Raw genomic sequence first — 23166 nt, forward strand, 5'->3', positions numbered from 1 at the left:
CTGCGCGCCGGAGGGAGCCCGAGGGCTTCCTCCGGTTCGGCGGCTTCGCGACTGGGGCGCTGGTATCCGGCACGGCGGCAGGAACGGCGCCCCGCCGTCCGTGACGGGATGCCGCCCGGTGTGCCTGAGGATCGTGCTGGCTCTCTCAACTCTCCCCATTCGCGGGCTGGGCTTCGCAACCGGCCTGCCGGGGCGTGTCCGTCGTGCCCTCACCCGTTGGCTGTCCCTGCACGGCCTCTTCCACCGGGCGGCGGCCGAAGGGTGGCGGATTGTGACGCTCCATCTCCTGCGCCGCGCGCTCCAGCAGCAGAGCGATGGTGATCACCGTCATATGGGTGAAGGCCTGCGGAAAATTGCCCATCGCAATGCCGTCCGCGGTGATCTCCTCGCTGAACAGTCCCAGGTCGTTGCTGTAGTGCATCAGGGCACGGAAGCGCTGCCGGGCGTTGTCGAGTTCGCCGCGCGCCGCCAGGGCCCCCACCATCCAGAAGGCGCAGGCCGCGAAGGTCGCCTCCTGTCCCGGTAGCCCGTCATCCGTGCGGTAGCGATAGATCAAGGGACCGACCCCGAGCTCGCGGTCGATCGCGGCCAGGGTGCGGGCGGAGCGCTCGCTCAGCGGGTCCACGGCGCCGAACAGCAGCAGCCGCGGAAAGGACCCGTCCAGCGCCGGCTCACCGTAAGCCTGGGTATAGGCGCCGCGCTTCGCGTCCCAGCCACGCTCCTCGTACTCGGCGCGGATCTCGTCGCGAACGCGGCACCAGTCGGGAATTCGCTCCGCCGGACCGACCTGTTCTGCCAGCTTGACGGCGCGGTCCAGCGTCACCCAGCACATGGCCTTGGAATGGAAGTGGTGGAGGTCGGGCTTGCGCATCTCCCAGATGCCCCGGTCCGGCACGTGCCAGCAGCGCATGACCTTGTCCGCCAGCCTGGTGATCAGGCGTGGCAGGTGCGCCCGCATCCGCTCACCCAGCCCTTCGGCGCCGAGCTTCTGGACAAAGAGATCGAGCGCGATCAACACGTTGCCGTAGATGTCGAGCTGCAGCTGCTCCTCGGCCTCGTTGCCGATCAGGACCGGCCGGATGCCGCGCCAGCCGCGAAGGTGATCCAGCGACTGCTCCGGCGGGACATCCCGCTCGATGCCGTAGAGCACGCGTAAGCCGTCGCTGTTCCCGTCCACGGTGTCGAGGAAGCGCAGCAGTTCCGCCGCCTCGTGCGAGTGGCCGAGGCTGAGAAAGGCGCTGACGGTGAAGCTGGCATCGCGCACCCAGGTGTACCGGTAATCCCAGTTGCGCCCGCCGCGCCAGCCTTCCGGCAGACCGAGGGTCGGCGCCGCCACGATCCCGCCGCTCGGTGCGTAGCACAGCAGCTTGAGGCAGAGCGCGCTGCGCTCCACCATCTCGTGGAACTCCCCGCCGCAGCGCAGCGCACCGGTCCATTCCTCCCAGTAGGCGCGCGTTTCGGCGAGCCAAGCCATCGCGCCGCCCTCGGGCAGGGACGGCAGGGTCGGCGTGGGCGCGAGCACGATCCAGGCCTCTTCGCCGGCGCGCAGCGAAAAACGGGCGAGGCAGGCGCCCCCCTCGACCACGAGCGGCGCCGATGCCAGCACCGACAAGGCCTGGTCACCGTGGTGAGCCGCGGCGCCGTGCGTCCCGTGCAGGTGGAAGCTGGTTTCGGCACGGCCCCAGTCGAAGGAGGGCGCCACGCGCAGCGTGAAGTCCGCCCTGCCCCGGTCGCAGCGGAAGTGGCGCATCAGGACACCTGCCGCCTCGCTGTCGGGGCCGATATCCTCCGGTCCCGCATCGCCCCGGCCACGCACCGGCATCAGATCCGTCACCGTCAGCTCGCCGGCTGGCAGCGACAGGGTGGTTTCCAGGATGTTGGTGCGCGGAAGGTAGCGACGTTCCCTGGGCCGCAGCCCTTCCGCTTCCAGTGTGCAACTGCCGCCGCGATGGCTGTCCAGCAGGCGGAGGAACAGGGCAGGACTGTCGAAGCGCGGCCAGCAGAGCCAGTCGATCGCGGCATCCCGGCCGATCAAAGCGGCCGAACGCATGTCGCCGATCAAGGCGTAATCATCGATGTCGCGATCCATACCTAGAAGCTGGCACCGTTGCGCCGCACCGCCAGGGGAACAATGCCGTCAGCCACTCCTTTGAATGGTCACGAATAGTCACGGGACGGCAAGAGAAGCCGCCAGGGGGTCGATGCAGCTTCGGCAAGCTGCCGCCGTAGCCATCCCGAAGTGATTTCTGTTTCCGCTCCCGAGAGAGGAGCCAGCGGAAGATCGAGTCGGAACAGCGGGGCGGCGGTTGCGCCGCCACCCCGTCCTCCGTTCATTCCGGCTGATAGTTCACGCTGCGCAGCAGCTCCGTCGCGCGGGTGATCTCGGAGGCGATGAAGCGGCGGCTGTCTTCGATGCTCTCGGTCACCGGCTCCAGCACCTGCTTGGTCAGGCGCTCCACGATCACCGGGTCGCGCATCGTGTCCTGCATCAGCGCGTTGACCTTGCCGCAAATCTCGGCCGGCGTGCCCTTGGGCGCCCAGACGCCGTACCAGGACTGGAACTCGTAGCCGGGCAGCCCGCCCTCGCCCATGGTGGGCACGTCGGGGGCAAGCTGCGATCGCTGCGCCGTGGCGATGCCGACCGCGTTGACCTTGCCGTCGCCGCGCGCCGGCAGCAGCGCGAAGCACGGGTCGATCAGCAGTTGCACGCTGCCGCCCATCAGGTCGGTCAGCGCCGGCTGCGTGCCGCGATAGGTCACCATGTCGAGGTCGAGGCCGGTGCGGCGCAGGAACTCGATGGTGGCGAGGTGCCCGGCCGAACCCAGCGAGGAGATCGCGATGTTCCAGTCGCGCGGCTTCTGCTTCGCCGCCGCGATGATCTCGGGCAGCGTCTTCTCGGGCCGCTGGCCAGAGGACACCATCACCAGCGGCGCCTTGGCAGTGCGCGCCATGACCTCCAGGTCGCGCTGCGGGTCGAAGGTGGCGCCCTTGAGCACCAGCGGCATCACCGCCGTGTTGAAGGCCGAGGCCAGGAGCGTGTAGCCGTCCGGCGCCGCCTGCAGCACCGCGTTCGTGCCCACGAGACCGGCGCCGCCGGTGCGGTTCTCGGCCACCGCGGTGGCGCCCAGCTTCTCGCCGAGGCGCTGCGCCAGCAGCCGCCCCAGCGTGTCGTTGGCAGCCCCTGGCGGCCAGGGGATGATCACGCGGATCGGCTTGCCCGTCGGCCAGGCACCCTGCGCCCGCACGGCCGGCGCGGCCAGGAGGCCACCGGATACCGCGGCACCGGCCACGGCGAGGAACCCTCGTCTGTTCATGAACTTTCTTTCCCTGCTTCGCCGTCCTTTCGCGGACGGTCATACCTTGTGCCCGGCCCAGTGGCCCCACCAGGCCACCACGATCCCCCGGCTGCCGGGCGGCTGCCGGGTTCTTCGTCCGAAGGCCGGAGCGGCCTTCGTCATCTTGCCGGCAGCATCTTGCCGCCTGGTTACTCACCGCGAGCTCATCACCACGGTCAGCAGAACCAAAGGTCACATGGCCGGGCAATCCGCTGATCGCCCGGCCATGCGAATCAGCCAGCCATCATCGCCGACACTTCGTCGGCGGTGAGCGAGACCAGCGGCGGACGCAGGCGCATCCAGCCCTGCTGCCCCGTGCGCTGCGCCGTCATGGCCTTGAGCGAGGCCATCTGCGGGAACTTGGAGGCCTGGTTGCGCTTGGCCACCACGCGCGCCTGCGCGGCATCGACCTCCGCTGCCATCGCCGCGTCATTGGCATGGCGGTAGATGAAGGCGAGGTCGCGGGCCACGAGGTTCGAGGTCGCGGTGATGCAGCCCGCACCGCCCGCACGCGTGAGCGGCAGCAGCACCGGATCGGCGCCGGCCAGCACCGAGAAGCCGGGGAAGCGTTCCACCATGGCGAGCATGTTGTTGATGTCGCCGGCGGAGTCCTTGATGCCCACAACGGTCTCAGGAAAGCGCTCGATCAGCCGCTCGATCACGGCGTGGGAGAGCGGCACCGCCGACATCTGCGGGATGTGGTAGAGCACCACGCGCAGCTTGGCGTCGCCCACGCGCTCGATCACCTCGGCGTAGCTCGCGAAGACGCCGTCGTCGGAGGGCGCCTTGTAGTAGAAGGGCGGCAGCATCACGACGGTGTTCACGCCCACCGACAGCGCGTGCTTCGTCAGCGCCACGGTCTCGGTCAGCGCAGCGACGCCGGTGCCGGGCAGAAGGCGCTCCGGCGCTACGCCGGCGGCGACGGTGGCTTCCAGCAGCCCCTGGCGCTCCGCCACCGAGAAGGAGTTGGCCTCGCCCGTGGTGCCCAGCAGCGCGATGCCGTCGCAGCCTTCGCTCAGCAGCCACTTCGCGTGCGCGGCGAAGGCGGCATGGTCGGGCATGAGGTCGGCGTCGATCGGCGTCAGCGCGGCGCTGTACACGCCGGTGGGGCCGCGGAAGGACGTTACGTCGGCCGTGCGGGCGACGGGTTCGGCGGTGATGCTCATGCCTGCTGTTCCTTGACCCAGTTCTCGTCCACGCGGACGTATTTGATGGCCTGACGATACACGGTGTAGGCGATGTGCAGGGCGCCATCGGGCCCCTGCACGACGGAGGGGTAGGAGAACTCGCGGTTCAGCCCTTCGCGCGAGTTGTTGGTCATGCAGTATCCGTCGCCGGTCTCGAGGTTGCGACGGTACGGCCAGGTGCGGCCACCGTCCTCGGAGATCGCCAGCGTCATCGGCGCGCGCGGCACACCCCAGAAGGTGCTGCGGCGCGTGGTATCGATCGGCGCCACCACCTTGCCGTCATCCTCGTCCTCTTCGAGGTCGTCATAGAGCGACAGGCGGCGCTCGGTGGCATCCGCCGCGCTGCTCTCGTTCAGAACCATGGCAAGGTGGCCATTGGCGAGCCGCGTGACCTGGATCGAGGAGTTGTTGTTCGGCAGCTCCGTCGGTTCCGGCGCGCTCCAGGAGCGCCCCTGGTCGGAGGAGCGGGACACGTAAACGTTGTCGGCCCAGCGGCTGCGGTAGAAGGCGGCCAGCGTGCCGTCGCGCAGGTCCACGATGCTCATATGGACGCAGCCGAGGCTGTCCGGCACCGCGACTTCTTCCCAGGTCTTGCCCTGGTCGGAGGAAATCATCACCGCGCTGGTGTCGTCGTCGCCGACCCACTTCTTGCCCGGCGTGCTCTGGCAGATCCAGACCGGCAGGAGCCAGTCGCCGTTGTCCAGCACCACCACGGGCTGGCGCATAAAGGTGCCGCCGCCGGGGCGCGGGCCGAACAGCGTCTCGATCGGACCCCAGGTCTTGCCATTATCGTCGGACACGCGCTTGCGCACGATCGCGGTGTCCTGGTTGCCGGAGATCTGCGCCGTCCAGATCAGCCACAGCTTGCCGCCCGGCACCGGGAAGAGCAGCGGGTTCTGCTCGGACTTGGTGGGATCGTCCGACAGCCGCACAGGCGCCGACCAGCGGTCGCCCTCGAGGCGCGAGAAATAGGCCGAGATGTCGGGCACGCCTTCCTGCGTGCCGCCGAACCACACCAGGCCCAGCGAGCCGTCGGGCAGCGGCATCAGGTTGGCGGCGTGGCTCTGCACCGTGGCCGGGGGCACGAAGCATTCCAGGCGCGCGGCATCGTCGGCCGCCGGGAGAACATGGCCGGCCTCGCCCAGGTCGAGCTTGCCGGCGTCATCGGTTCGGATCATGCGTCCGCCCTCTTCTCAGTAGGCCGCGCGGTACATCGCCAGGATCTCGTCCTGGCTGAGGTCGCGCGGGTTGTTGTCGAGCAGGCGGCGGATGGCGTGTGCCTCCCGGGCCATGGTCTCGAGGTCGTTCTCGGGCACGTTGAGCTTCGACAGCCGCATCTCCACGCCGAGCTCGGCGCAGAAGCGGTGCGTCGCCTCGCGCACCGTCGCCACGTCGGAGGATGCGGGCAGGCCCAGCGCTTCCAGCACCAGAGCGGTCTTCTCGGGCACGACCGGCGCGTTGAAAGCCAGCGTGTGCGGGAAGATCAGCGCGCAGGCGAGGCCGTGCGGGATGTGGTGCCGGGTGCCCAGCGGGTAAGCCACAGCGTGACCGGCCGTGGTGTTCACCGGACCCAGGCAGAAGCCGCCATACATCGAGGCCAGCGCCAGGCCGGCGCGCGCCTCGCGGTCCGCACCGTCCTTCACCGCGCGGGCGAGGAAGCGGCCGACGAGGCGGATGCCTTCCAGCGCGTAAAGGTCGATGGTCGGGTGGGCCTTCTTGCTGGTGAAGGCCTCGACGCAGTGCGCCATGGCATCGACGCCGGTGGCGGCGGTCACGGCGGGCGGCACGGTCAACGTCAGGTCGGGATCGACGATCGCGATGTCGGCCAGCATGTAGCGGCTCTGCACCGCGGCCTTGTTCTGCGTCGCCGGGTCGGTGACGAGCGAGCGGGTGCCGCCCTCGCTGCCGGTGCCGGCGGTGGTGGGAACCTGGAACAGCGCGACCGAGCGGCCCTTGACCTTCTCGGGTCCGACGACCTCGGCGAAGCTCTGGCCACTGCCGGGCAGCACCGCCACCAGCTTGGCCAGATCCATGGCGCTGCCGCCGCCGAAGCCCACCACGAGGTCGGGCTTCACCTGCTCGGCCAGTGCCAGCACCTTCTCGAGGTTGGGCAGGTCGGGCTCGGGCTTCACCTCGCCGAAGACGGTGACCTCACCCGGCAGGTCGAGCAGGTCCACGCGCCTGGCGTTGAAGGCATCCGCCACCACCAGCGTGCGACGCAGGCCACGCGCCCGCGCCCAGCGGCCGGCCGCCGAAACGAGGCCGCCGCCGAACTCGATAATGGCGGGGCGGGCGATCTCGATGGGGGTGGTGAGGTCGTTCATGCTCTCGTCAGGTCCTGGTGTTGCAGCGCCCGGGCGTCGCAGCAGCCCGGGGTCGAGTGACTGATTTGGAGGAAATGGCCGTCAGGCCGTGGACGGCACGCCACGGCCGCGTGCCTGGATGGTGTTGCGCGACAGGCGGATCGCTTCGCCCAGCGCCTCCGCCGCGGTTCGCAGGCGCGGCAGGCCCTGCGACACGAAGGTTTCCAGCGGCCAGCGGCTGGCATCGGCGGTGAGGCTGAGGCCCGCGAAGGGTAGTCCGTCGGGATCGAGGATCGGCACCGCCACGGTGCGAAGCCCGTAGGCGTTCTCACCGTCCGACACGGCATAGCCCTGCAGGCGCACCTGCTGCAGCCGTGCCAGAAGCGCATCCAGCTCGGTCAGCGTGCGTTCCGATAGCTTCACGCGCTCCCGCCGGCCCAGCTGCTCCACCTGTTCCTCGGGCGGCAGGAAGGCCAGGATGGCGTGGCCCAGCGCCGTGGCATAAGCGCCCACCCGCGTGCCGGGATGACGCACCACGCCGTGCCGCTCCAGCCCCGCCTGGACGCGGGTGAGATAAACGACGTCGCCGTTGTCCACCGCGCCCAGCGAGGCGGCGTCGCCCAGCTCCGGCACCAGTTCGCGCAGCAGCGGCGCGGCGTGGTCGGGCAACCCGTGCGCCGATAGTGCGGAGAAGCCCAGCTCCAGGCATTGCAGCGTCAGCCGGAAGCGCCGGGTGCCGGGAACCGCGCGCAGGTAGCCCAGGGCTTCCAGCGTATGGATCAGCCGGAACGCCGTGCCGCGGTCCGTGCCGGACCGTGCGGCGATCTCGGCCAGCGTCAGCTCGGGCAGGTCCGGGCCGAAGGCCCGCAGCACGGCGAAGACCTTGGCGGCCGACTGCACGGTGTTCTTGGGGTTGTCGGCCCGTGCGCTGCGACGTGGTGTCGCTCCGATGTCCTGCACGCCCTCCAAGGACTCTCTCCCGTTGTTCGGAATGCGAACTTTTGTTTTGTTAACTTCTACACTCACCGCGCTGCCCCCCGGCTGTCAACAATCATCGGGCGTCGTCGCGCGCGGCCCCGCTCAAAGGGAACTGCCGCCGCAGATCACGATGTTCTGCCCCGTGATCGCCGCAGCCTCGGCGGACAGCAGGAAGGCCACGGTGGCCGCCACTTCCTCCGGCCGGATCAGCCGGCCGATCGGCGGCAGCTTCGGTGCGACCGAAGCACGAGCCGGGTCCTGCAGCATCGGCGTGTCGGTGGCGGCGGGCGACACCAGGTTCACGGTGATGCCGCGCGGCGCCAGTTCCGCCGCCCAGGAGCGGGTCAGACCGCTCAGCGCCGACTTGGTGGCGGCGTACTGGCTGCGGCCGGCGGCACCCGCCGCGGTGCGGCTGCCCACGATCACGATGCGCCCGCCCCGTTCTCCCTGCGCCATGCCCGCCAGGAGGCGATCGGCCAGGATCGTCGGCGCCTGGACATGGACCTGCCACATCGCGGTCCCGGCCGCGGGGTCGAGCTCGCCCAGTGGGCGCGTGCTCATCAGCCCGGCCGCGTGAACGAAGGCATCGGCACGCAAACCCTCCGTGGCTACCCGGATGCTGTTCTCGGCGGCGAGGTCCACCGCACGGTGCGCGAAGCCCGGCGCCTCCAGCGCGGGGGGCCGGCGGCTGAGGCCCGTGACACGCCAGCCATCGCGCAGCAGACGGCGGGCGATGGCCTCGCCGATGCCAGAGCTGGCGCCGGTGACCACGGCGTGCGGGGCGTCGGGCTGCGGCATCGGAACGAATCCTCCTTGAGAAACGGGCGGCGCGGGGTCGGACGGCACAGGTGTTGACGCCGCCCGGTCCGGGTCGCTAAACGACATGTATAACACAGAACTAAAGTTCGCAATCCGAACTACCTGCAAACCTGCCTGTGTTGGCATGAGCCGGAGCAGTCGCGGAGCGGACGGAAAGCTTGGAAGAACGTCCTGGATGGCCAGCGACGCGACGCCGGACCCCGCCAGAAGGGCGGGGAACATCGCCGCGGGAGCCTCGAAACCAGGATCGACCGCCTCAACCCGGACGGGCACCCGCCCCGGCCGAAGCGTGGGATCTCAGGAATGCACCAGTTCAGCGGCGGCGAGAGCGCGATCATCATCGCGATCATCGTGGCCTACATCGCCTTCACCTCGTGGCTGACCTACCGGCTGCGCAGCCGCAACAACGAGCAGTTCATGGTGGGCTCGCGCGCCATGCCCGCCGCCGTGATCGGCGTGCTGCTGATGAGCGAGTTCATCGGCGCCAAGTCCACCGTCGGCACCTCGCAGGAATCCTTCAACTACGGCATGCCCGCGGCCTGGTCGGTGGTCGGCGCGGCGCTGGGCTTCCTGCTCTACGGCTTGTTCTTCGTGCGCAAGCTGTACCGCTCGGGCGAGTTCACCATCTCGGGCGCGATCGAGAAGAAGTTCGGCCGTTCCACCAAGCTGACGGTGTCGATCATCATGATCTACGCGCTGCTGCTGGTGAACGTCGGCAACTACGTCAGCGGTGCCGCGGCGCTGTCCACGGTGCTGAACATGAACCTGACGGCCGGCATGTTCATCATCGCCATCGTCAGCACCTTCTACTACGTCTTCGGCGGGCTGAAGGGCGTGGCCTACGTCACGGTGCTGCACAGCGCGGTGAAGGTGATCGGCATCGCGCTGATCCTGGGTCTGGCGATGTACATGACGGGCGGCATCAAGCCCATGATGGACACGCTGCCGCCGGACTACTTCAGCCTCAGCGGCCGCATCGGCGTGCCCACCATCGTCGCCTGGACGATCGGCACGATCGGCGCGATCTTCTCCACCCAGTTCATCATGCAGGCGATCTCCTCCAACAAGGATGAGCGCGCGGCGCAGCGCTCGGCCTTCTACGCCGCCGCCTGGTGCTTCCCGCTTGGTATCGCGCTGGGCCTGATCGGCGTGGCGGCGAAGTTCCTGGCGCCCACCGGCAACAGCCTCTACGCCCTGCCGATGTTTCTGCAGGCGATGGACCCCTGGCTGGCCGGCCTCGTCACCACCTCGCTGGTGGCCTCGGTCTTCGTGAGCGTCAGCACCGTGGCGCTGGCGATGGCCTCGCTGATCGTGAAGGACTTCTACGTCCCCTACGCTAACCCGACGCCGCAGCGCGAATTCCAGATGACGCGCTGGATCTCGCTGGTGATCGGCTTCGCGCCGCTGATCTTCGTGTTCTTCGTGCCGGAGATCCTGAAGCTGTCCTTCTTCACGCGCGCTCTGCGCCTGTCGATCTCGATCGTGGCGGTGTTGGGCTTCTTTCTGCCCTGGTTCCAGAGCAACCGCGGCGCGACGCTGGGCCTGATCGCCTCGGCCATCGCGACCACCGGCTGGTACCTGCTGAACAACCCCTATGGCATCGACAACATGTACGTGGCGGCGGTGGTTCCGGCGCTCGTGCTGCTGATTGAGCGCTTGGTCAGCAGCCCCCGCCCGCGCGCCGTGCCGGCCGCGGTCGAGAGCCGCTGAACACCATGCCCCAGCGCTGGCTGATCCTCGCCGACGACCTGACCGGGGCGGGCGACTGCGCCGTGTCGTTCCGTCGCGCAGGCCTGGAGGCCTCGGTCCGCTGGGGTGATGGCACCGACCTCCGGCACGGCGAAACGCCGGGGTGCGGGGCATCGACGGACGCGCCGGCGGAAGCTGGCGCGTCGCATGGCGGCGGTGCGGAACGCGCGGTGCTGGCGGTGAACGTCGACAGCCGCGCCATGCCCGCGGCCAAGGCCGCGGCGGCGCACCGGGCGGCGCTGGAGAACGGCTTCCGGCCGGGGCACGGGCTGATCAAGAAGATCGACTCCACCCTGCGTGGCCAGCCGGTGGCGGAACTCGCCGCAACGCTGCGCTTCCTGCGCGAGCACGGCGGACCGGGGCTGGCCCTGGTGGCGCCAGCCTTTCCGGCGACGGGCCGCACCACACGCGACGGCCGGGTAATGCTGAACAGCGCCCCCCTGGAAGATTCACCGCTCTGGGCGCGCGATCACACCTACGAGACGGCAAACCTGGTGGCCGTCCTGAACAGCGAAGGTTTGCAGGCCCGGCTCTTGCCGCTCGATGAGCAGCGGCGCGGCGCGGCAGCGATCACGGCGGCACTGGGTGCCGCCCTGCGCGACGGGCTGTCGGCCGTGGTCTGCGACGCCGAAACGGAAGAAGACCTCCACCAGTTGGCACGGGCGAGCCTGCCGATGGCGGCAGAGGTGTTCTGGGTCGGCTCCGGCGGCATCGCCGCGGCGCTCGCCCATGCCGGGGAAGGCGAAACCTGCCACGCCGATGCCGCCCTGCCCGGGAAGGCTGACCCGGCGAGTATTCGGCTGGCGGGCGGGACACCCTCCGCGAACGCACATCCTGGCGGCGTGCTCTTGGTGGTGGGCAGCGTGGCGGAAGCCTCGCGCAGCTCGGCGGCGGCGTTGGTCTCGGCGGGACGGGCGCGGCCGGTCTCGGTCGCGGCCACGGTGCTGGATGCCGGCGCGGCGGATTCGCACTGGCAGGAATTGTCCCGGTCCATTGCCGAGACGCTCGGGGCAGGGCAGGACGTGCTGGTGGAGATCACCGCCGATCCGGCCGCCGATCTCCGCCGGGGCGCGGCGCTGGCGGCCCGCCTGGCCGAGCTCGTGCAGCCGGCGGCGGGGCGGCTGCGCGGGCTGTTCGTCACCGGTGGTGAAACGGCCTGCGCCCTGCTGGGGGCAATGGGCGTACATGGCATCCGCATGCTCGACGAGGTCGAGGCGGGCGTGCCGCTGGGAATCACGGAAGGGGCGCTGCGCGTGCCCGTCGTCACCAAGGCTGGGGCCTTCGGCGACCACGGCACGCTGGGCCGCAGCCTCGATCATCTGCACAAGGTCGCGGGACGAGAGGACGAAGTATCATGAGCCATAACAGCAAGGCCCGCCCGATCGTGGCGATCACCATGGGCGATGCTTCCGGTATCGGGCCGGAGATCATCATGAAGGCCCTGGCACGCGACGACGTTTACGCGATCTGCCGGCCGTTGGTGGTGGGCGACGCCACCCGGCTGCGCGAGGCCGGTGCCGTGGTCGCCAAGGCGGGTCACCCGGCCCTGGAGGTCGCCGCGATCGAGACGCCGGCCCAGGCCGGCTACCGCCGCGGCACGGTGGACTGCATCGACCTCAAGCTGATTCCGGAGGGGCATCCGTGGGGCAAGCTGTCGCCGCTGTCCGGCGAAGGCGCCTTCCGCTACATCGAGCGCGCCACGCGGCTGGTGGAGGCGGGCGAGGCCGACGCGATCTGCACTGCGCCGCTCAGCAAGGAGGCGCTGCACGCCGCCGGCCACAAGTATCCGGGCCATACCGAGCTGCTGGCGCACCTGACCGGCACGCCGGAGGTGTCGATGATGCTGGTGGCACCGAAGCTGCGCGTGATCCACGTCACCACGCATATCGGCCTGATGGACGCCATCCGCCGCATCGAGCCAGGTTTGGTGGAGCGCGTCATCGCGCGCGGCCGCGCCACGCTGGTGAAGGCTGGCATCGCGGAGCCGCGCATCGGCGTGTGCGGCATCAACCCGCACGCGGGCGAGAACGGCCTCTTCGGCCAGGGCGAGGAAGAGGAGAAGATCATCCCCGCCGTGCAGGCTTGCCAGGCAAAGGGCTGGAAGGTGGACGGGCCGCTTCCCGCCGACACGCTGTTCTTCCGCGCCGCGCGGGGTGACTTCGACCTGGTGGTGGCGATGTACCACGACCAGGGCCACGGGCCGGTCAAGGTCATGGGCCTCGAGGCCGGGGTGAACGTGACGATCGGCCTGCCGGTGGTGCGTACCTCGGTAGACCACGGCACGGCCTTCGACATCGCGGGCAAGGGCATCGCCGACGAGGGCAGCCTGGTGGAAGCGCTGCGTCAGGCCGTGGACCTGGCGCCGGAGCGCGCCGAGGCCGCCTGAACGCGCCGGCGGGACAGCCGCCGGAGCAGCCCTGTGGAGCAGCCCTGTCCGGGCTGCCCCCCTCTCATTCGCGAGGCTCAGGCTCCCCGCGGATGAAAGGTTTTACCAGGGCAGGTCCACCCAGCTGAGGTGGCCGCCTTTTCCAGCGCCGGTGTCCATGAACACCGCGGCACCGCCCAGGGCGCCCACATGCGTCAGCGGCCTGCCGTCCGAGGAGCGCGTCTCGTGCCCCACGTAAACGGTGATGCCAGGGGGAATGCGGTCCACCCAGTCGTGCAGCCGCTCGGGAAAGCCGTCGGGGCGCATGCGGCTGGTGACCTGTCCGAACAGCGCGCGGGGCACCAGCCCGTCGGGACGCTGGGCGCCCGCCTCAGGCGGCGGCGCGGCGTGCAGCATCCGCGGGTGGAAGCCACCATGCACGAAGACGCGCTGATTGATTCGCAGCCAGGCGGGGGCCCGCGCGACCTCCAGCAGGGTGCGGGCACGCAGTGCTTCCGCGTCGGGGGCCTGATCGATCTGCCGCAGGGTCTGGCCCAACCCATTGGCGTCGATGTGCAGCCGTGCGCCGGTCAGCGCCCGGCGCAGCTTGTGGTCGTGGTTTCCCAGCAGAAACAGCCCGGCGCGGGCGTCCAGCATCGCGAAGACGCGGCGCAGCACGCCCGGCGCGTCGGACCCGCCATCGGTGAGGTCGCCCAGCTGGATCACGAAGAGCCGTTCCGCCGTGGCACCCTCCAGGGCCACCGACAAGGCCGCAGCGTCGCTGTGGACGTCACCGATCACCCGCAACCCATCGAATTGGGATCTCAGATCGCTCACCCCACAATCGTCTCCATCGCCGCGCCCAACGGATCCTGCCTTCAACAAAGGATTTGCGGGGTGCCAACGCGCGAAACGGGCGATCGGCACAGCGGCAGGGGTGCAATCTTGCGAAGCGAGGGAAGAAAATTCCGCCAGCCCGATCAGGCGCCTGGGCGGGAACGGCCCGGCGCGCGCGTCCTCAGTCGATGTTCAGCGCGGAGGAACCCTGGGGCAGCGCGCCTTCCTCCTGCGCGATCAGCTGTGCCGCGAGGAGCAGCGTCCGCCTACCCTGCGAGCTCAGTGCATCCCAGAGCAGCAGCAGCCTTTCCTGCCCATCGATCGCGCTCTGCCGGGCCTTGCGAATGCGGCGAGGCGGGGAAGATTCGTCGCCCATCAGCGGCCGTACCTCACCGTCGATCAGCCGGGCGACCCGCAGGCGCTTCGGGGAGGATGGCATGTTGGAAATCCGGATCTCGCGCGCAGGTAAGTAAGAGCGGCGACGTTCGTCAATCGGAACGGTCGGTCTGCCGGGCAGCCGGGCGTAGCCTGAGGCGTTGCTGCCCAGGCGTGCCTCCCTGGTTCGGCACGATGCGATGAAGCGACGGAGGATGTGCTGGAATGCCCCCAGCCAAGGCGATGGCCGGCGTGATCCAGCCAGCGGATGATGCGGAGGTGGCGGCGCCCCCCTCCGCTCCGGCGGCGACCCGGCCCGCTGCGGCCGGGCAGCCGGCACGGGCGTTCGAGCTCCCGGTCTTCGACGCGGAGGATCTCAGCGACCTGCGCGCCATGAATGCCAGGCTGGACCGCTTTCCGCGCTTTCGCGTGCGGGGGCAGTGGGAAGCCGACCTGATCCAGGCGCTGCTGCGGGGCAGCCAGCTGCTCTCGTCCCTACGCTATCCCCGGGGACGCATCGTGGCGGAAAACCGGATGGTGCGCTGGCGCGACCGCTCCGCGCGCGTCCGGATCATCCGCCCCTCGGGGGCGTGCCAGGGCCTCTACCTGGATATCCACGGCGGCGCCTGGGCGGTCGGCAACGCCGAGATGGACGACCCCGTGAACGCCGCCATCGCCCGGGACTGCGGCCTGGCCACGGTGAGCATCGACTACCGCCTGGCCGGACGGCACCCACTGGAAGAGGTGTTTCGGGATTGCGAGACCGCCGCCGGCTGGGCCCTGGATGAGGGACTGGCGGAACTCGCGCCCACGCCAGCCCAAGGGGAGACGGTGCGAGGGGCAACGGAGCCGACGGTCTTCATCGGTGGCGAGTCCGCGGGCGCGCACCTGGCCGTGACGACGCTGCTGCGCCTGCGCGATGCCGGGCAGGACCTGACACCAGTGCGCGGGGCCGTGCTGTTCTACGGCGCCTTCGATCTCGGCGGCTCCGCAGGGCTGCTGGCGGCGCCGCCCGGCACGTTGGTGCTGCACCACCGCGCGGCGGAGGCGCTGCACCAGCTGCTGCCAGGCCTGTCGGTCGAGGAGCGGCGGGCGGCGCGCTACTCGCCGCTTTTCGCACCCTTGCACGGCCTGCCGCCCGCCCTGTTCCTGGTGGGAGAGGCCGACCCCTTGCGGGAAGAAAGCGTGGAGATGTGCCGGCGCTGGCGCGACGCCGGCAACCCCGCCGCGCTGCTCCGCGTGCCGGAAGCGCCGCACGCCTTTAACCGCTTCCCCAGCCGCGTGGCCTACAAGGCCAACGCCGCCGTGCGCGCCTGGATCAACGCGGGTGCTGCCGTCCCCGGGCGCGATCAACCCGGTGGGGATCAGGCCGGGGCGTAGTGCACCGGCACGCCGTCATCCCCCACGGTCGTGAAGCCGATCCAGCGCCCGGCGGCATCGTAGGTGGCTTCCGTGAAAGGCTTGCCCGGCAGCTTCCAACTGTTGCCGGAGCGCACCGGCCGCTGCTCCACCAGGTGCCCGGACACGGTGTCCAGCAGGGGCCGCGACAGCACTGCGGGGTTCCACCAGGACAACGGCGCGGCATCGCCGGGCAGCGGCATCGGAGCGTTGTCGCCCTCAGCCAGCAGCAGCCCCGCCCCTTCCCGCCGGATCAGGCAATGGCCCGCCCGGCTTTGCCGCTCGCTAAGGGAGCGGAAGCCCAGCAGCCGGTCGCCTTCCCAGCTTTCCGTGTAGTCATGGGCGAAGCGGAACACCGTGAAGCTCAGGAAACGGATGGCGATCTCGATCTCGGTGCGGATCATCCGCTGCGCCCCGTTTTCCGTGTAAGTGACCTTGTGGGTGCCGACGGTCTTGTCTTCCCGCAGGATGTTCCAGCGGTAGCCCACCGGCGGGGCAGCACCCTGGGCAGCACCCGCCCGCAACAGGGCCCCTGCCGGCAGGGACAGCGCCAGCAGCGACAATGCCGCGCGCCGGCCCGGCCCCGCGGCTGCCTCCGTGGGTACCTGCCGGACTGCCCTGCCCGAATCCACAGGCTGGGGCGCGGCGTCACGGCTCTGGCGGGCAGGCATCATCGGGCAGTCCTCGGTAATGTTCGTCACAGCTTGCATCTCTGTCCGCGATGGCAAGGGTGTGGCGCGGCGCTTGCGCTGCCTTCGCCGTCCGGGTGCGCGCGCCGGAACCGCCTCCGCCGCGGGATCAGACCATGCGACACGGCTTGATGCGCCGGACGGGGAACAGGGCCGCGTCGGGCCGGCGCCGGCTGCGTTTTTCAAGAGAAATTCAGCATGCTAGCAATGGCCTGGGATCAAGGGGGCTGTCCGTGAAACAGTTGCTGCTGCTGCCTTGCGGGCAGCGGAAACCCAGCTTCTAGGCCACTTTCCTGTCACCACCCTTCTATCGTACCCGGCTCCGTACCCGGTTTCTACAGGTGCTTACCTGCTGCAGCCACGATCACGAGTTTGCGTGAGTTGTCGCGCCGCTGCGACGATCAGGCTGGAACATAACAGGAACATACTTTACCGGGGGAGTGGCGCCACCTGGCGCGTCATCCCGCCTTTCCCCCGGAGGCTCACCCGTGTCCGACACCCCGCCCCTCAGCCCGGCCGATCCCGACAAGCTCGCGTCCGCCATCGCCTACGCGCTCTGCTTCGATGGGCGAGGCAAGCCTCTGGGCGTCCAGGCAAAGGCCGACCACAGCTACATGGCCCGGAACGTGATGCAGCAGTTGGAGCGCTCGGGCTACTTGGTGACCAAGAAGCCGTCGTTGGACCGTCTGGAAATGGGCGTGCCGGTCTACGCCACCCGGCCAGTCGACTGACACCAGCCGCGTCGCCGTGATCCGTGGCCCACAACATCTCCGAGGAGACCCGCCGGCGCAGGGCGCTCGCAATGCGCGCCCGCGATTGGAGTTCCGACATGCTCCTTGGCATAGGGTGCAGCTGCGGGCACCGGCTGAAGGTGCGGATGGGCGGCGTCGCGCAAGACTACCCGCACACCACCTTCGCCGAGATGATACGGCGCTATCGCTGCCGGCATTGCCTGCGCAGACCAGAGCGGGTCGCGATCCTCGCGCCGACCAACCACCGCCGCGGCGGCGAGGTCATCATCATGCTGCACGGCGCGGTGCCTGAGACGCGGGGGCTCGTCTGCGACATGTCCCGGCCCAGCGGCTCCGACCTCTTCAGGTCGCGCAGCTAAATGGCGGGGATGCGTCACGTCGTAGCGAGAAGCTCGTGAAGGGCCTTGAGGATTTCACTGCCCTCAGATGACCCAGCGATCAGGCAGGGGTCATCCCACTGGTTCTGAAAGGCGAAGCTGCATCCACCGAAGCGGTATTCGGCTGCCGTCGCAAACAGGCGCTGCTCCGGTACGCCGTAGCGTTCACTGATGGCGGCAGCAACCAAAGGAATGTCCGAGGTATCGAACTCCAATGAGCAGAGCCCATCGGACAAAAGAAGCAATGTCACCGCCATCTCTAATGGGTGACGGAATGACGACCGAAGATCAAGCGCGCCCCTTCCCTTGGAGGGGCCAGTCACACCGTCCGTGGGCCGCCGGACGCTAACCGCGCAGCATCTCCGTACGCCACGCCTCGCCCTGGTCACGGTGGGCATAGCAGTACCAGCGATGCCCGAGTTCCGGCTTGCCCGGCACGCCGAAGCCCCAGCCGCCATCTTCGCCGCAGATGGCGCAAAAATGCTCGAACGGCTGCCCGGGCTCGGTGATGGTCAGGCCGATGCGCTGCTCGCGCGGCAGGCGGCCGGGGTGCTTGTAGGGTGGTCGGGGCGGAGCTTCGTCGGACATAAAGGGACTTCGATCTGTGGCTCACGCTGATGAAAGTCGACGAACAGGTGATAAGCGTGCCGCGAAATCTAAGGCGTTTCGCCAGGTTGTGGCGGCACACCTTTCACTGCCGCAGCTTTCGCTGCCCGTTCCTTCAAAACTACATCCGCCAGGAAATCACATCGCTCTTGCGCCGCTTTGACACGATCTAGAGCTTCGTGAGCCATTCCTTTTGTCACTGGCATATCGTGGTTATAGTCCGCATGAGTTCTCAACCTTCTCAGTCTGAGAAGGATCGCACCACACTCAACCAGTTTCTGTGGCTTTTGTCCGGAACTGCAGAAGTCGATCAACTTCTGATGGTCCTCGCCTGTACGCTCTGTCACGTACCCCATCATCTTAGCAAACTTACTCACATGAAAACGAGCTGCGTAGTAAGCACGAGAAACTATAGTACGATACTCGGGCTCACATAACGATCGGGAGAGCATGTCCTCGATATGTGATATCTGATCCATTGAATTAAAGGCTCCGGGTAGAGCCTGAAATCCTGCTCGCCGCGGCATCAGATCCCAACAAAATAGGTGTCACTTTGAGTGAGCCGAGCGACGCCCTATGATTATGCCTCTTGTATAGCTCCTGGACTTTCCGATCTATTTCCATCTCCATGTCGAAGCGCACTTCAAAAGGCACATCCACATAGTAGTACTGCACCGCGTTGAAGTCGCCTTCGCCGTCGGAGCTGCAAAAGAGCTGAGTATGCACCGACTTTGACGACACAACATTAGTGATGATGTCCTGGTGCGAAGGCATCAGATCTTCGATGTTTTCAGCGCGAATAGACGAAAGTAGCCGAAGCCACTTTTCTTTGTCTGCAGCCTCTCCGTTCTCAAGGCTGGCGCGCACTGTCGCAACATCACCGAGGTACCAAGCAATGTAGCTCAGAAACTCGCGACCATGGGCAATGTTGTGCTCCGAGGCGACCTTCTTCGCTTCGGAGAAGCGGGCCATGGAGACTAACTGCTTCCAGTATGTCTCGCGCACTCCTCCTTCGAGCAAAGCACGCTTGGCCATAACGTCGCTTGACAGGCGATGCGCTTCGTCAGCTTTTCCAAGTACAAGCTTAACCTGTAACAAGGCCACTAGACCCGCAAGGTCATGCCTGTCCTTGCGCACCAGACCGGAGAGCTGCCACTCGGCTTGCCCAAGCTGCTCTTTCTCCGAGGGATCAAGACGGATAACCCGATTGTAGATCTCGAAGGCCTTCTTTGCAGGAACGCCAGCGATCATACAGTCTCCCTTGTGCTCGACTTCCACCATCTACGGCGGCGGGCACTGACGACGCTTAGCGTGGCCGTCGTGACCGTGCACAGCCCGAAAAACGCAATTGTCAAGCCACAATCGAATTTTTCCTGTGGATTAGGTGTATAACCCTGTGGACATCTTTTGTGAAAAAATCTTGACCCTGTGGATAGTGTGGATAACGGGGATAACTCGAAGATGCGCGGCACAGTCAGGCTGAGACAATGGGGAAGCTAGGCCGCAAGCCTCAGGCCGCAACCCGCACCGCTTCCTGCGCGGCCGTCCACTTTGCCTCCCAGGTCTCCGGGTGCGGCTTTCCCGGACGCCAGTTGCGCTGGTAGTAGGCTCCGACCCAAGCACAATCTGAGAGCCCCCCCCCCTTATCGCCTCGCCACCCTCGTACGACTACACACGTCGTTGACGGAACGTTCTGATCAATACAACTTATGTTAGCAGTGCGAGGGGCGATGGATGAGCGGAACTACTCTGGAACTGCGGACCACACGCGACATCGTAGAGGATGGTGTGACGCTCATTTTGTTTCACGAGGGTGATCAGGTCCTGGCAGAGGTCGTCGGGCCTGAGGGCTACGAAGACGCGGTCATGACGATGCCAACGGCGCTCTTACTGGCCTTCGACCGCATTCCAGATCCGGCTGCCCTGGCGGTCCTCGACGATGAAGGACTGTGGCAGGAGGAGTGGGGCAGACTGCGCAGTCTCCCTGCTGCCTTCTATTCCTGAATTTCTCGGCTCGTCTGGTCCGGCCCAAGGCGCAGACCTGGGCTAAGGGTGAAGCCGCCACTCGAAGTCGCCCACGCGTACGAGCTCGCCCCGCTGTTCCGCCAAGGAGAGGGCAGGCAGCAGCGAGCTCTTACGTAGCCCGGTCTGCTCGGCGAGTTCAAGCAAGCTGAGTGGCAGATCATGCCCCTGAAACTGGATCAGGAGCAGAGTACGCACGTGCCCGGCCTCTACCCTCGCGGAGTAGTGCCGCCTTGAGTTCTCTTCATCTCTCACGGGGAGGGCCTCACATCCTGAACGGGCGGTCCAGGACGCTACTGCGCTCAAGTACGCTGCGCTGCATACAGAAATCAGCACACACAAGGGTGAGTACCGTACAACCGTGTCTGGAGCGGCACGCCTAAACGTTAACAACGCGGTTCGCGATCCAGCCGTACACGAAGTCCTCCTGGCTCACGTCGCCCTCAGCGAGGCCGATGTAGAACTCGCACTGCAGGCCGGTCAGCGCCTCGAGCAGCACCTTCCGGCCCTGCGCGCCGCGTCGCTGGATGAAGGAGGTCATCGCTGCCCGGGTCATGGCACCGCAGACGCCGTCTACCTTCAGGTCGGCCCACATGCTGCCCCGTCCGTTCATGACGTTGAGGATGCGCTGTAGGAACTGCCCCGCCCTGCCCGTCCCCATGTTGATGCCGATCTCCAGCATCTTCTCGCCCACGTAGGGGTCGATGGCATCGATCTGGTCGAACATCGGCTGACGCCAGTAGTAGAGGCCGTAGATGTCCAGCGCCGTGGCGCGCGGCATGGCCGCCATGGGGCCGGCGTAGCCGGCGGCCCGCGCCCGGGCTGCGGTGATGCCCCAGATGGTCTCACCGCCCCGGTCGGACGGATTGTTGCTGTAGCCGCCTTCCTTGGCGACCTGCGGCTCGATCAAAGCCAGGAAGCGTGCGTCCATGGCTCAGGTCCCCGCACCGACAGCGGAGACCGGGATGCCGGCCGGCTTCAGCAGCCCGGTCAGCTTCGACAGCGCCGCCGCGGCGGCCGCGAGATCCGGCACCGTGCCACCGGAGGCAGCGGCAGCCTGCGCTGCGGCAGTCACCTGCGCCGGCAGCGCCTCGGCTGCCTTGCCCAGGATGATCTGCTCGACCCCGGAGGCGTTGCCGCCGATCTTGGCCAAGGTCTCCTTCACATTGGCCGCCATGGTGGCGACCAGCGCATCCTTGGCCGCCTCGATCGCCGCCGAGGCAGCGGGATCGGACATGATGACGGTGGCGAGCTGCGCGCCGGCACGGCCGCCGATCTCCGCCAGGCGCTGCAGCGCCGTGGCCTTGGCCGCCTCACTGTTGGCAGTGGCTTTGGCCCAGGCCCACTTGATCAGGGCCACGGCCGCGGCGGGAATGGAGAGAGCAAGCGAGGTGACGAGCGCCACCAGCGCCGGCTGCAGCACTGGCAGCACCAGCGCCCAGAGCGTGGACATGGGTTCTCCTTCACCGCGGCGAGGCGCGATGTTTCTGAAAGTTGATGAGGGGTTTGACACCGAACTGTCAGTCTGCCGGCCGTTCGCAGCAGCTTGCTGTGCGCTTAAGACCCGGCACTCAGAAGTTCAGGACGTAGTGTGGATCCGCTTTCAACGCCGTCGATCGTGCGGTGTCCCCGCTGCGATGCGGCACAGACTGTCTTATGGCCCCAGGTAGGAGACTATCGCAGGTACGCGTGCGACCGATGTGGCGAGTACCGGATCAGCGGCTCGCAACAGGCTGACTTCGATGACGGCGTCGATATGTCGGCGAGCTACATCCGCACCGCCAGCGATGGTGTCAGGTGGCTCGTCACCTGACGGGTGAGTAACTTGGTTCGTTAGAGGACGAACCTAAATACTACACCGCATTCACGTTGCTCGCAGCGGAACGTCACGTTTTAAGGCCCGGAGGTTGGGGAATTCCGGCTAGTGACTGATAGTGAAGGCGGTGAGTGGCAACCAATCGCCACGGCACCGCGCGACCGACGTATCCGCGTACGAGTACCAGGTGCACTCTACTCAAGTGGACAGGAGCGGACCTGCCTTGTGCAGTGGCACTCGCCGACAGCTACTGAGACGGGTCGCAGTGGCTGGCGCAACATCTACACTGGGTGCCGTGTCCCCGCTGTCTGGTGGCGTCCCTGTACAGACGAGGAACTTGAGTGGCCTGGCTTGTGCGGGTGACCCGGCGGCCCACGGGGTTCAGGTGCGCGGGAAGTGCGGTGGCGGGTTACAAGCGCGTCGGTGATGGTCAGGCGCCGCGTCGGTAGGCATCCGTCATCTCCCCCTGGAGATGGCGACGAGGTCGCCGGGATACGCTTTCCACACACCCATCCCGGGCTCAGGTTCGCTCCCTGAGCACGCGGCGCCTGCTCCGCCCCAGAGGAAAGGGCACAGCCCCTGGTTGTGCGGCGGGTGAGAAACTGGCTTAAGATAGGTTAGTCGCGGCGGCAGGCAGGCTCACTCTGCGCAGGGGAGAGATGGTCGCCGGTCGGAAGAGCAGCAACTTGTCCGACGTTCAGCCTCGCTGCCTGAACCCGCGACCTTTACTCGCCGGCGCCGGCCTTCCGCGGCTCAACGTCACGAAGCGCGGGCACCGGCGGCGGCGGCACCGGGTCGGCGCTTTCCTCGAGCGCCTGGCGCAACCGGTCCTGGGTCACGGCGCCAGCCAGGAAGCCCTTCACCATGGCGCGTAGGGCGATCAGTGCGCTGACCACGTTGAGGTGCGAGTGCCGCCGCTCGTGCGCTAGCGTTTCCATGCCGCGCGCCAGGTCCCAGCCGAGGTCGCGGTCCTCCTCGCACTCGTCCAGGCGCTTCTCGGCCTCGCGGGCACGGGTGGCGGCGCGGTCCCCTTCGGTCCTCAGGTTCTCCACCAGGCGCTGCCGCTCGGCGTTGAGTGCCTGATCATCCGCGCGATCGTCGCCACGGTTGTCGGAGCGGCCCTTCATGCGCCGGTCCCAGACACCGAACAGCAGGCCGCCGAGGCCGACGACACCACCGCCAGCCAGCCCCTGCAGGGCCAGCGTCACCAGGCGTTCCCAATCCATGTCACCAGTCGCGGGCATGCCGCGCCACCACGAAGAAGTTGGGAACGGCCCAGCCACAGGCGAGCCCGAGCAGGGGCGCCCACGGGTAGATCGGGAACACCATGCGTACGATGAAGCCGATCCAGAGCAGCTGGCCGAAGGCTGACGCGGCGCGCAGGAAGCGGATGTTCAGGATCAGCCCCACCAGCTGCACGATGCCGCCGGCAGCGCTGACGGCCAGCCACCACCAGCCCGGCAGCAGGTCGGTCAGCAGGTCGAGGCTGCGGATCTCCTCCGGCGTCTTCCCGCCCATCAGGATGAAGAAGCAGTAGAGCAGCACCGCCACGGCCGAG

24 protein-coding genes are annotated in these 23166 nt (G+C 67.8%); 7 read left to right on the forward strand and 17 right to left on the reverse strand.

Annotated elements, in window-relative coordinates:
* Positions 1-145: 145 nt before the first annotated feature.
* The 7 genes from ACFFGY_RS04945 to ACFFGY_RS04975 form a co-directional block, all read right to left on the reverse strand.
* A complete protein-coding gene (locus ACFFGY_RS04945; protein ID WP_377043299.1) occupies positions 146-2089 on the reverse strand; it encodes a glycoside hydrolase family 15 protein in 1944 nt (647 codons plus the stop codon).
* A 241-nt stretch (positions 2090-2330) separates the two neighbouring features.
* Positions 2331-3314 carry a Bug family tripartite tricarboxylate transporter substrate binding protein gene (locus ACFFGY_RS04950; RefSeq protein WP_377043300.1) on the reverse strand — a complete coding sequence of 328 codons (984 nt, stop codon included), beginning with the start codon at positions 3312-3314 and terminating at the stop codon, positions 2331-2333.
* Positions 3315-3568: 254 nt separating this feature from the next.
* Positions 3569-4501: a dihydrodipicolinate synthase family protein gene (locus tag ACFFGY_RS04955; RefSeq protein WP_377043301.1), complete on the reverse strand. Its 933-nt coding sequence runs from the start codon at positions 4499-4501 to the stop codon at positions 3569-3571.
* The gene (locus ACFFGY_RS04960; protein ID WP_377043302.1) at positions 4498-5700 is read right to left on the reverse strand and encodes a sialidase family protein; all 1203 of its coding nucleotides are present in this window, start codon (positions 5698-5700) and stop codon (positions 4498-4500) included. The genes ACFFGY_RS04955 and ACFFGY_RS04960 overlap by 4 nt, the downstream gene beginning before the upstream one ends.
* Before the next feature lie 15 nt (positions 5701-5715).
* On the reverse strand, positions 5716-6846 hold the full coding sequence (locus ACFFGY_RS04965) for an iron-containing alcohol dehydrogenase (protein ID WP_377043303.1): 1131 nt from the start codon (positions 6844-6846) through the stop codon (positions 5716-5718).
* A gap of 81 nt (positions 6847-6927) precedes the next feature.
* Positions 6928-7785 (reverse strand): IclR family transcriptional regulator, encoded by an 858-nt coding sequence (locus ACFFGY_RS04970; RefSeq protein ID WP_377043329.1) that lies wholly within the window; start codon positions 7783-7785, stop codon positions 6928-6930.
* 120 nt (positions 7786-7905) lie between these two features.
* A complete protein-coding gene (locus ACFFGY_RS04975) occupies positions 7906-8601 on the reverse strand; it encodes an SDR family NAD(P)-dependent oxidoreductase (RefSeq protein ID WP_377043304.1) in 696 nt (231 codons plus the stop codon).
* 324 nt (positions 8602-8925) lie between these two features.
* Here ACFFGY_RS04975 and ACFFGY_RS04980 point away from each other — a divergent pair, with 324 nt between their 5' ends.
* The 3 genes from ACFFGY_RS04980 to pdxA are packed head-to-tail and all read left to right on the forward strand — an operon-like array spanning position 8926 to position 12757.
* Complete coding sequence (locus ACFFGY_RS04980; RefSeq protein ID WP_377043305.1) at positions 8926-10332, forward strand: sodium:solute symporter family protein; 1407 nt, start codon at positions 8926-8928, stop codon at positions 10330-10332.
* Between the two features lie 5 nt (positions 10333-10337).
* Complete coding sequence (locus ACFFGY_RS04985; RefSeq protein ID WP_377043306.1) at positions 10338-11729, forward strand: four-carbon acid sugar kinase family protein; 1392 nt, start codon at positions 10338-10340, stop codon at positions 11727-11729.
* The gene (gene pdxA, locus ACFFGY_RS04990; RefSeq protein ID WP_377043307.1) at positions 11726-12757 is read left to right on the forward strand and encodes a 4-hydroxythreonine-4-phosphate dehydrogenase PdxA; all 1032 of its coding nucleotides are present in this window, start codon (positions 11726-11728) and stop codon (positions 12755-12757) included. The genes ACFFGY_RS04985 and pdxA overlap by 4 nt, the downstream gene beginning before the upstream one ends.
* 102 nt (positions 12758-12859) lie before the next feature.
* Here the strand turns inward: pdxA and ACFFGY_RS04995 are convergent, their stop codons facing one another.
* Positions 12860-13573, reverse strand: coding sequence for a metallophosphoesterase (locus ACFFGY_RS04995; protein ID WP_377043308.1), 714 nt, complete (start codon positions 13571-13573; stop codon positions 12860-12862).
* A gap of 181 nt (positions 13574-13754) precedes the next feature.
* Complete coding sequence (locus ACFFGY_RS05000; protein ID WP_377043309.1) at positions 13755-14012, reverse strand: hypothetical protein; 258 nt, start codon at positions 14010-14012, stop codon at positions 13755-13757.
* A gap of 161 nt (positions 14013-14173) precedes the next feature.
* On the opposite strand from ACFFGY_RS05000, the gene ACFFGY_RS05005 reads away from it, so the two are divergent.
* Positions 14174-15328, forward strand: coding sequence for an alpha/beta hydrolase (locus ACFFGY_RS05005; RefSeq protein WP_377043310.1), 1155 nt, complete (start codon positions 14174-14176; stop codon positions 15326-15328).
* On the opposite strand, the gene ACFFGY_RS05010 is transcribed toward ACFFGY_RS05005, so the two are convergent.
* Positions 15313-16056 (reverse strand): DUF6134 family protein, encoded by a 744-nt coding sequence (locus ACFFGY_RS05010; protein WP_377043311.1) that lies wholly within the window; start codon positions 16054-16056, stop codon positions 15313-15315. The two genes, ACFFGY_RS05005 and ACFFGY_RS05010, sit on opposite strands and share 16 nt — an antisense overlap.
* A gap of 467 nt (positions 16057-16523) precedes the next feature.
* On the opposite strand from ACFFGY_RS05010, the gene ACFFGY_RS05015 reads away from it, so the two are divergent.
* Positions 16524-16766, forward strand: a complete 243-nt coding sequence (locus tag ACFFGY_RS05015) for a hypothetical protein (protein ID WP_377043312.1) — start codon at positions 16524-16526, stop codon at positions 16764-16766.
* A 23-nt stretch (positions 16767-16789) separates the two neighbouring features.
* Positions 16790-17146 carry a hypothetical protein gene (locus tag ACFFGY_RS05020; protein ID WP_377043313.1) on the forward strand — a complete coding sequence of 119 codons (357 nt, stop codon included), beginning with the start codon at positions 16790-16792 and terminating at the stop codon, positions 17144-17146.
* A 14-nt stretch (positions 17147-17160) separates the two neighbouring features.
* On the opposite strand, the gene ACFFGY_RS05025 is transcribed toward ACFFGY_RS05020, so the two are convergent.
* The 3 genes from ACFFGY_RS05025 to ACFFGY_RS05035 all read right to left on the reverse strand — a co-directional run bounded on the left by ACFFGY_RS05025 (position 17161) and on the right by ACFFGY_RS05035 (position 19021).
* Positions 17161-17415 (reverse strand): hypothetical protein, encoded by a 255-nt coding sequence (locus tag ACFFGY_RS05025; RefSeq protein ID WP_377043315.1) that lies wholly within the window; start codon positions 17413-17415, stop codon positions 17161-17163.
* Between the two features lie 94 nt (positions 17416-17509).
* Positions 17510-17752 carry a hypothetical protein gene (locus ACFFGY_RS05030; RefSeq protein ID WP_377043316.1) on the reverse strand — a complete coding sequence of 81 codons (243 nt, stop codon included), beginning with the start codon at positions 17750-17752 and terminating at the stop codon, positions 17510-17512.
* A 501-nt stretch (positions 17753-18253) separates the two neighbouring features.
* Complete coding sequence (locus tag ACFFGY_RS05035; protein WP_377043317.1) at positions 18254-19021, reverse strand: hypothetical protein; 768 nt, start codon at positions 19019-19021, stop codon at positions 18254-18256.
* A gap of 483 nt (positions 19022-19504) precedes the next feature.
* Here ACFFGY_RS05035 and ACFFGY_RS05040 point away from each other — a divergent pair, with 483 nt between their 5' ends.
* Positions 19505-19774, forward strand: a complete 270-nt coding sequence (locus ACFFGY_RS05040) for a hypothetical protein (RefSeq protein WP_377043318.1) — start codon at positions 19505-19507, stop codon at positions 19772-19774.
* A gap of 397 nt (positions 19775-20171) precedes the next feature.
* Here ACFFGY_RS05040 and ACFFGY_RS05045 read toward each other — a convergent pair whose 3' ends face one another.
* From ACFFGY_RS05045 to ACFFGY_RS05060, 4 genes are all read right to left on the reverse strand, one after another.
* Positions 20172-20723, reverse strand: a complete 552-nt coding sequence (locus ACFFGY_RS05045; protein WP_377043319.1) for a glycoside hydrolase family 108 protein — start codon at positions 20721-20723, stop codon at positions 20172-20174.
* A gap of 3 nt (positions 20724-20726) precedes the next feature.
* Positions 20727-21245, reverse strand: coding sequence for a hypothetical protein (locus ACFFGY_RS05050; RefSeq protein ID WP_377043320.1), 519 nt, complete (start codon positions 21243-21245; stop codon positions 20727-20729).
* A gap of 1088 nt (positions 21246-22333) precedes the next feature.
* Entirely contained in the window at positions 22334-22852 is a 519-nt protein-coding gene (locus tag ACFFGY_RS05055; RefSeq protein WP_377043321.1) for a hypothetical protein, read from the reverse strand.
* The coding region (locus ACFFGY_RS05060) for a hypothetical protein (RefSeq protein ID WP_377043322.1) at positions 22836-23166 on the reverse strand (331 nt) is incomplete at its 5' end. The genes ACFFGY_RS05055 and ACFFGY_RS05060, both read right to left, overlap by 17 nt.

This window comes from Roseomonas elaeocarpi (assembly GCF_042433915.1).
In the GTDB taxonomy this organism is placed as follows: Bacteria; Pseudomonadota; Alphaproteobacteria; order Acetobacterales; family Acetobacteraceae; genus Roseomonas; species Roseomonas elaeocarpi.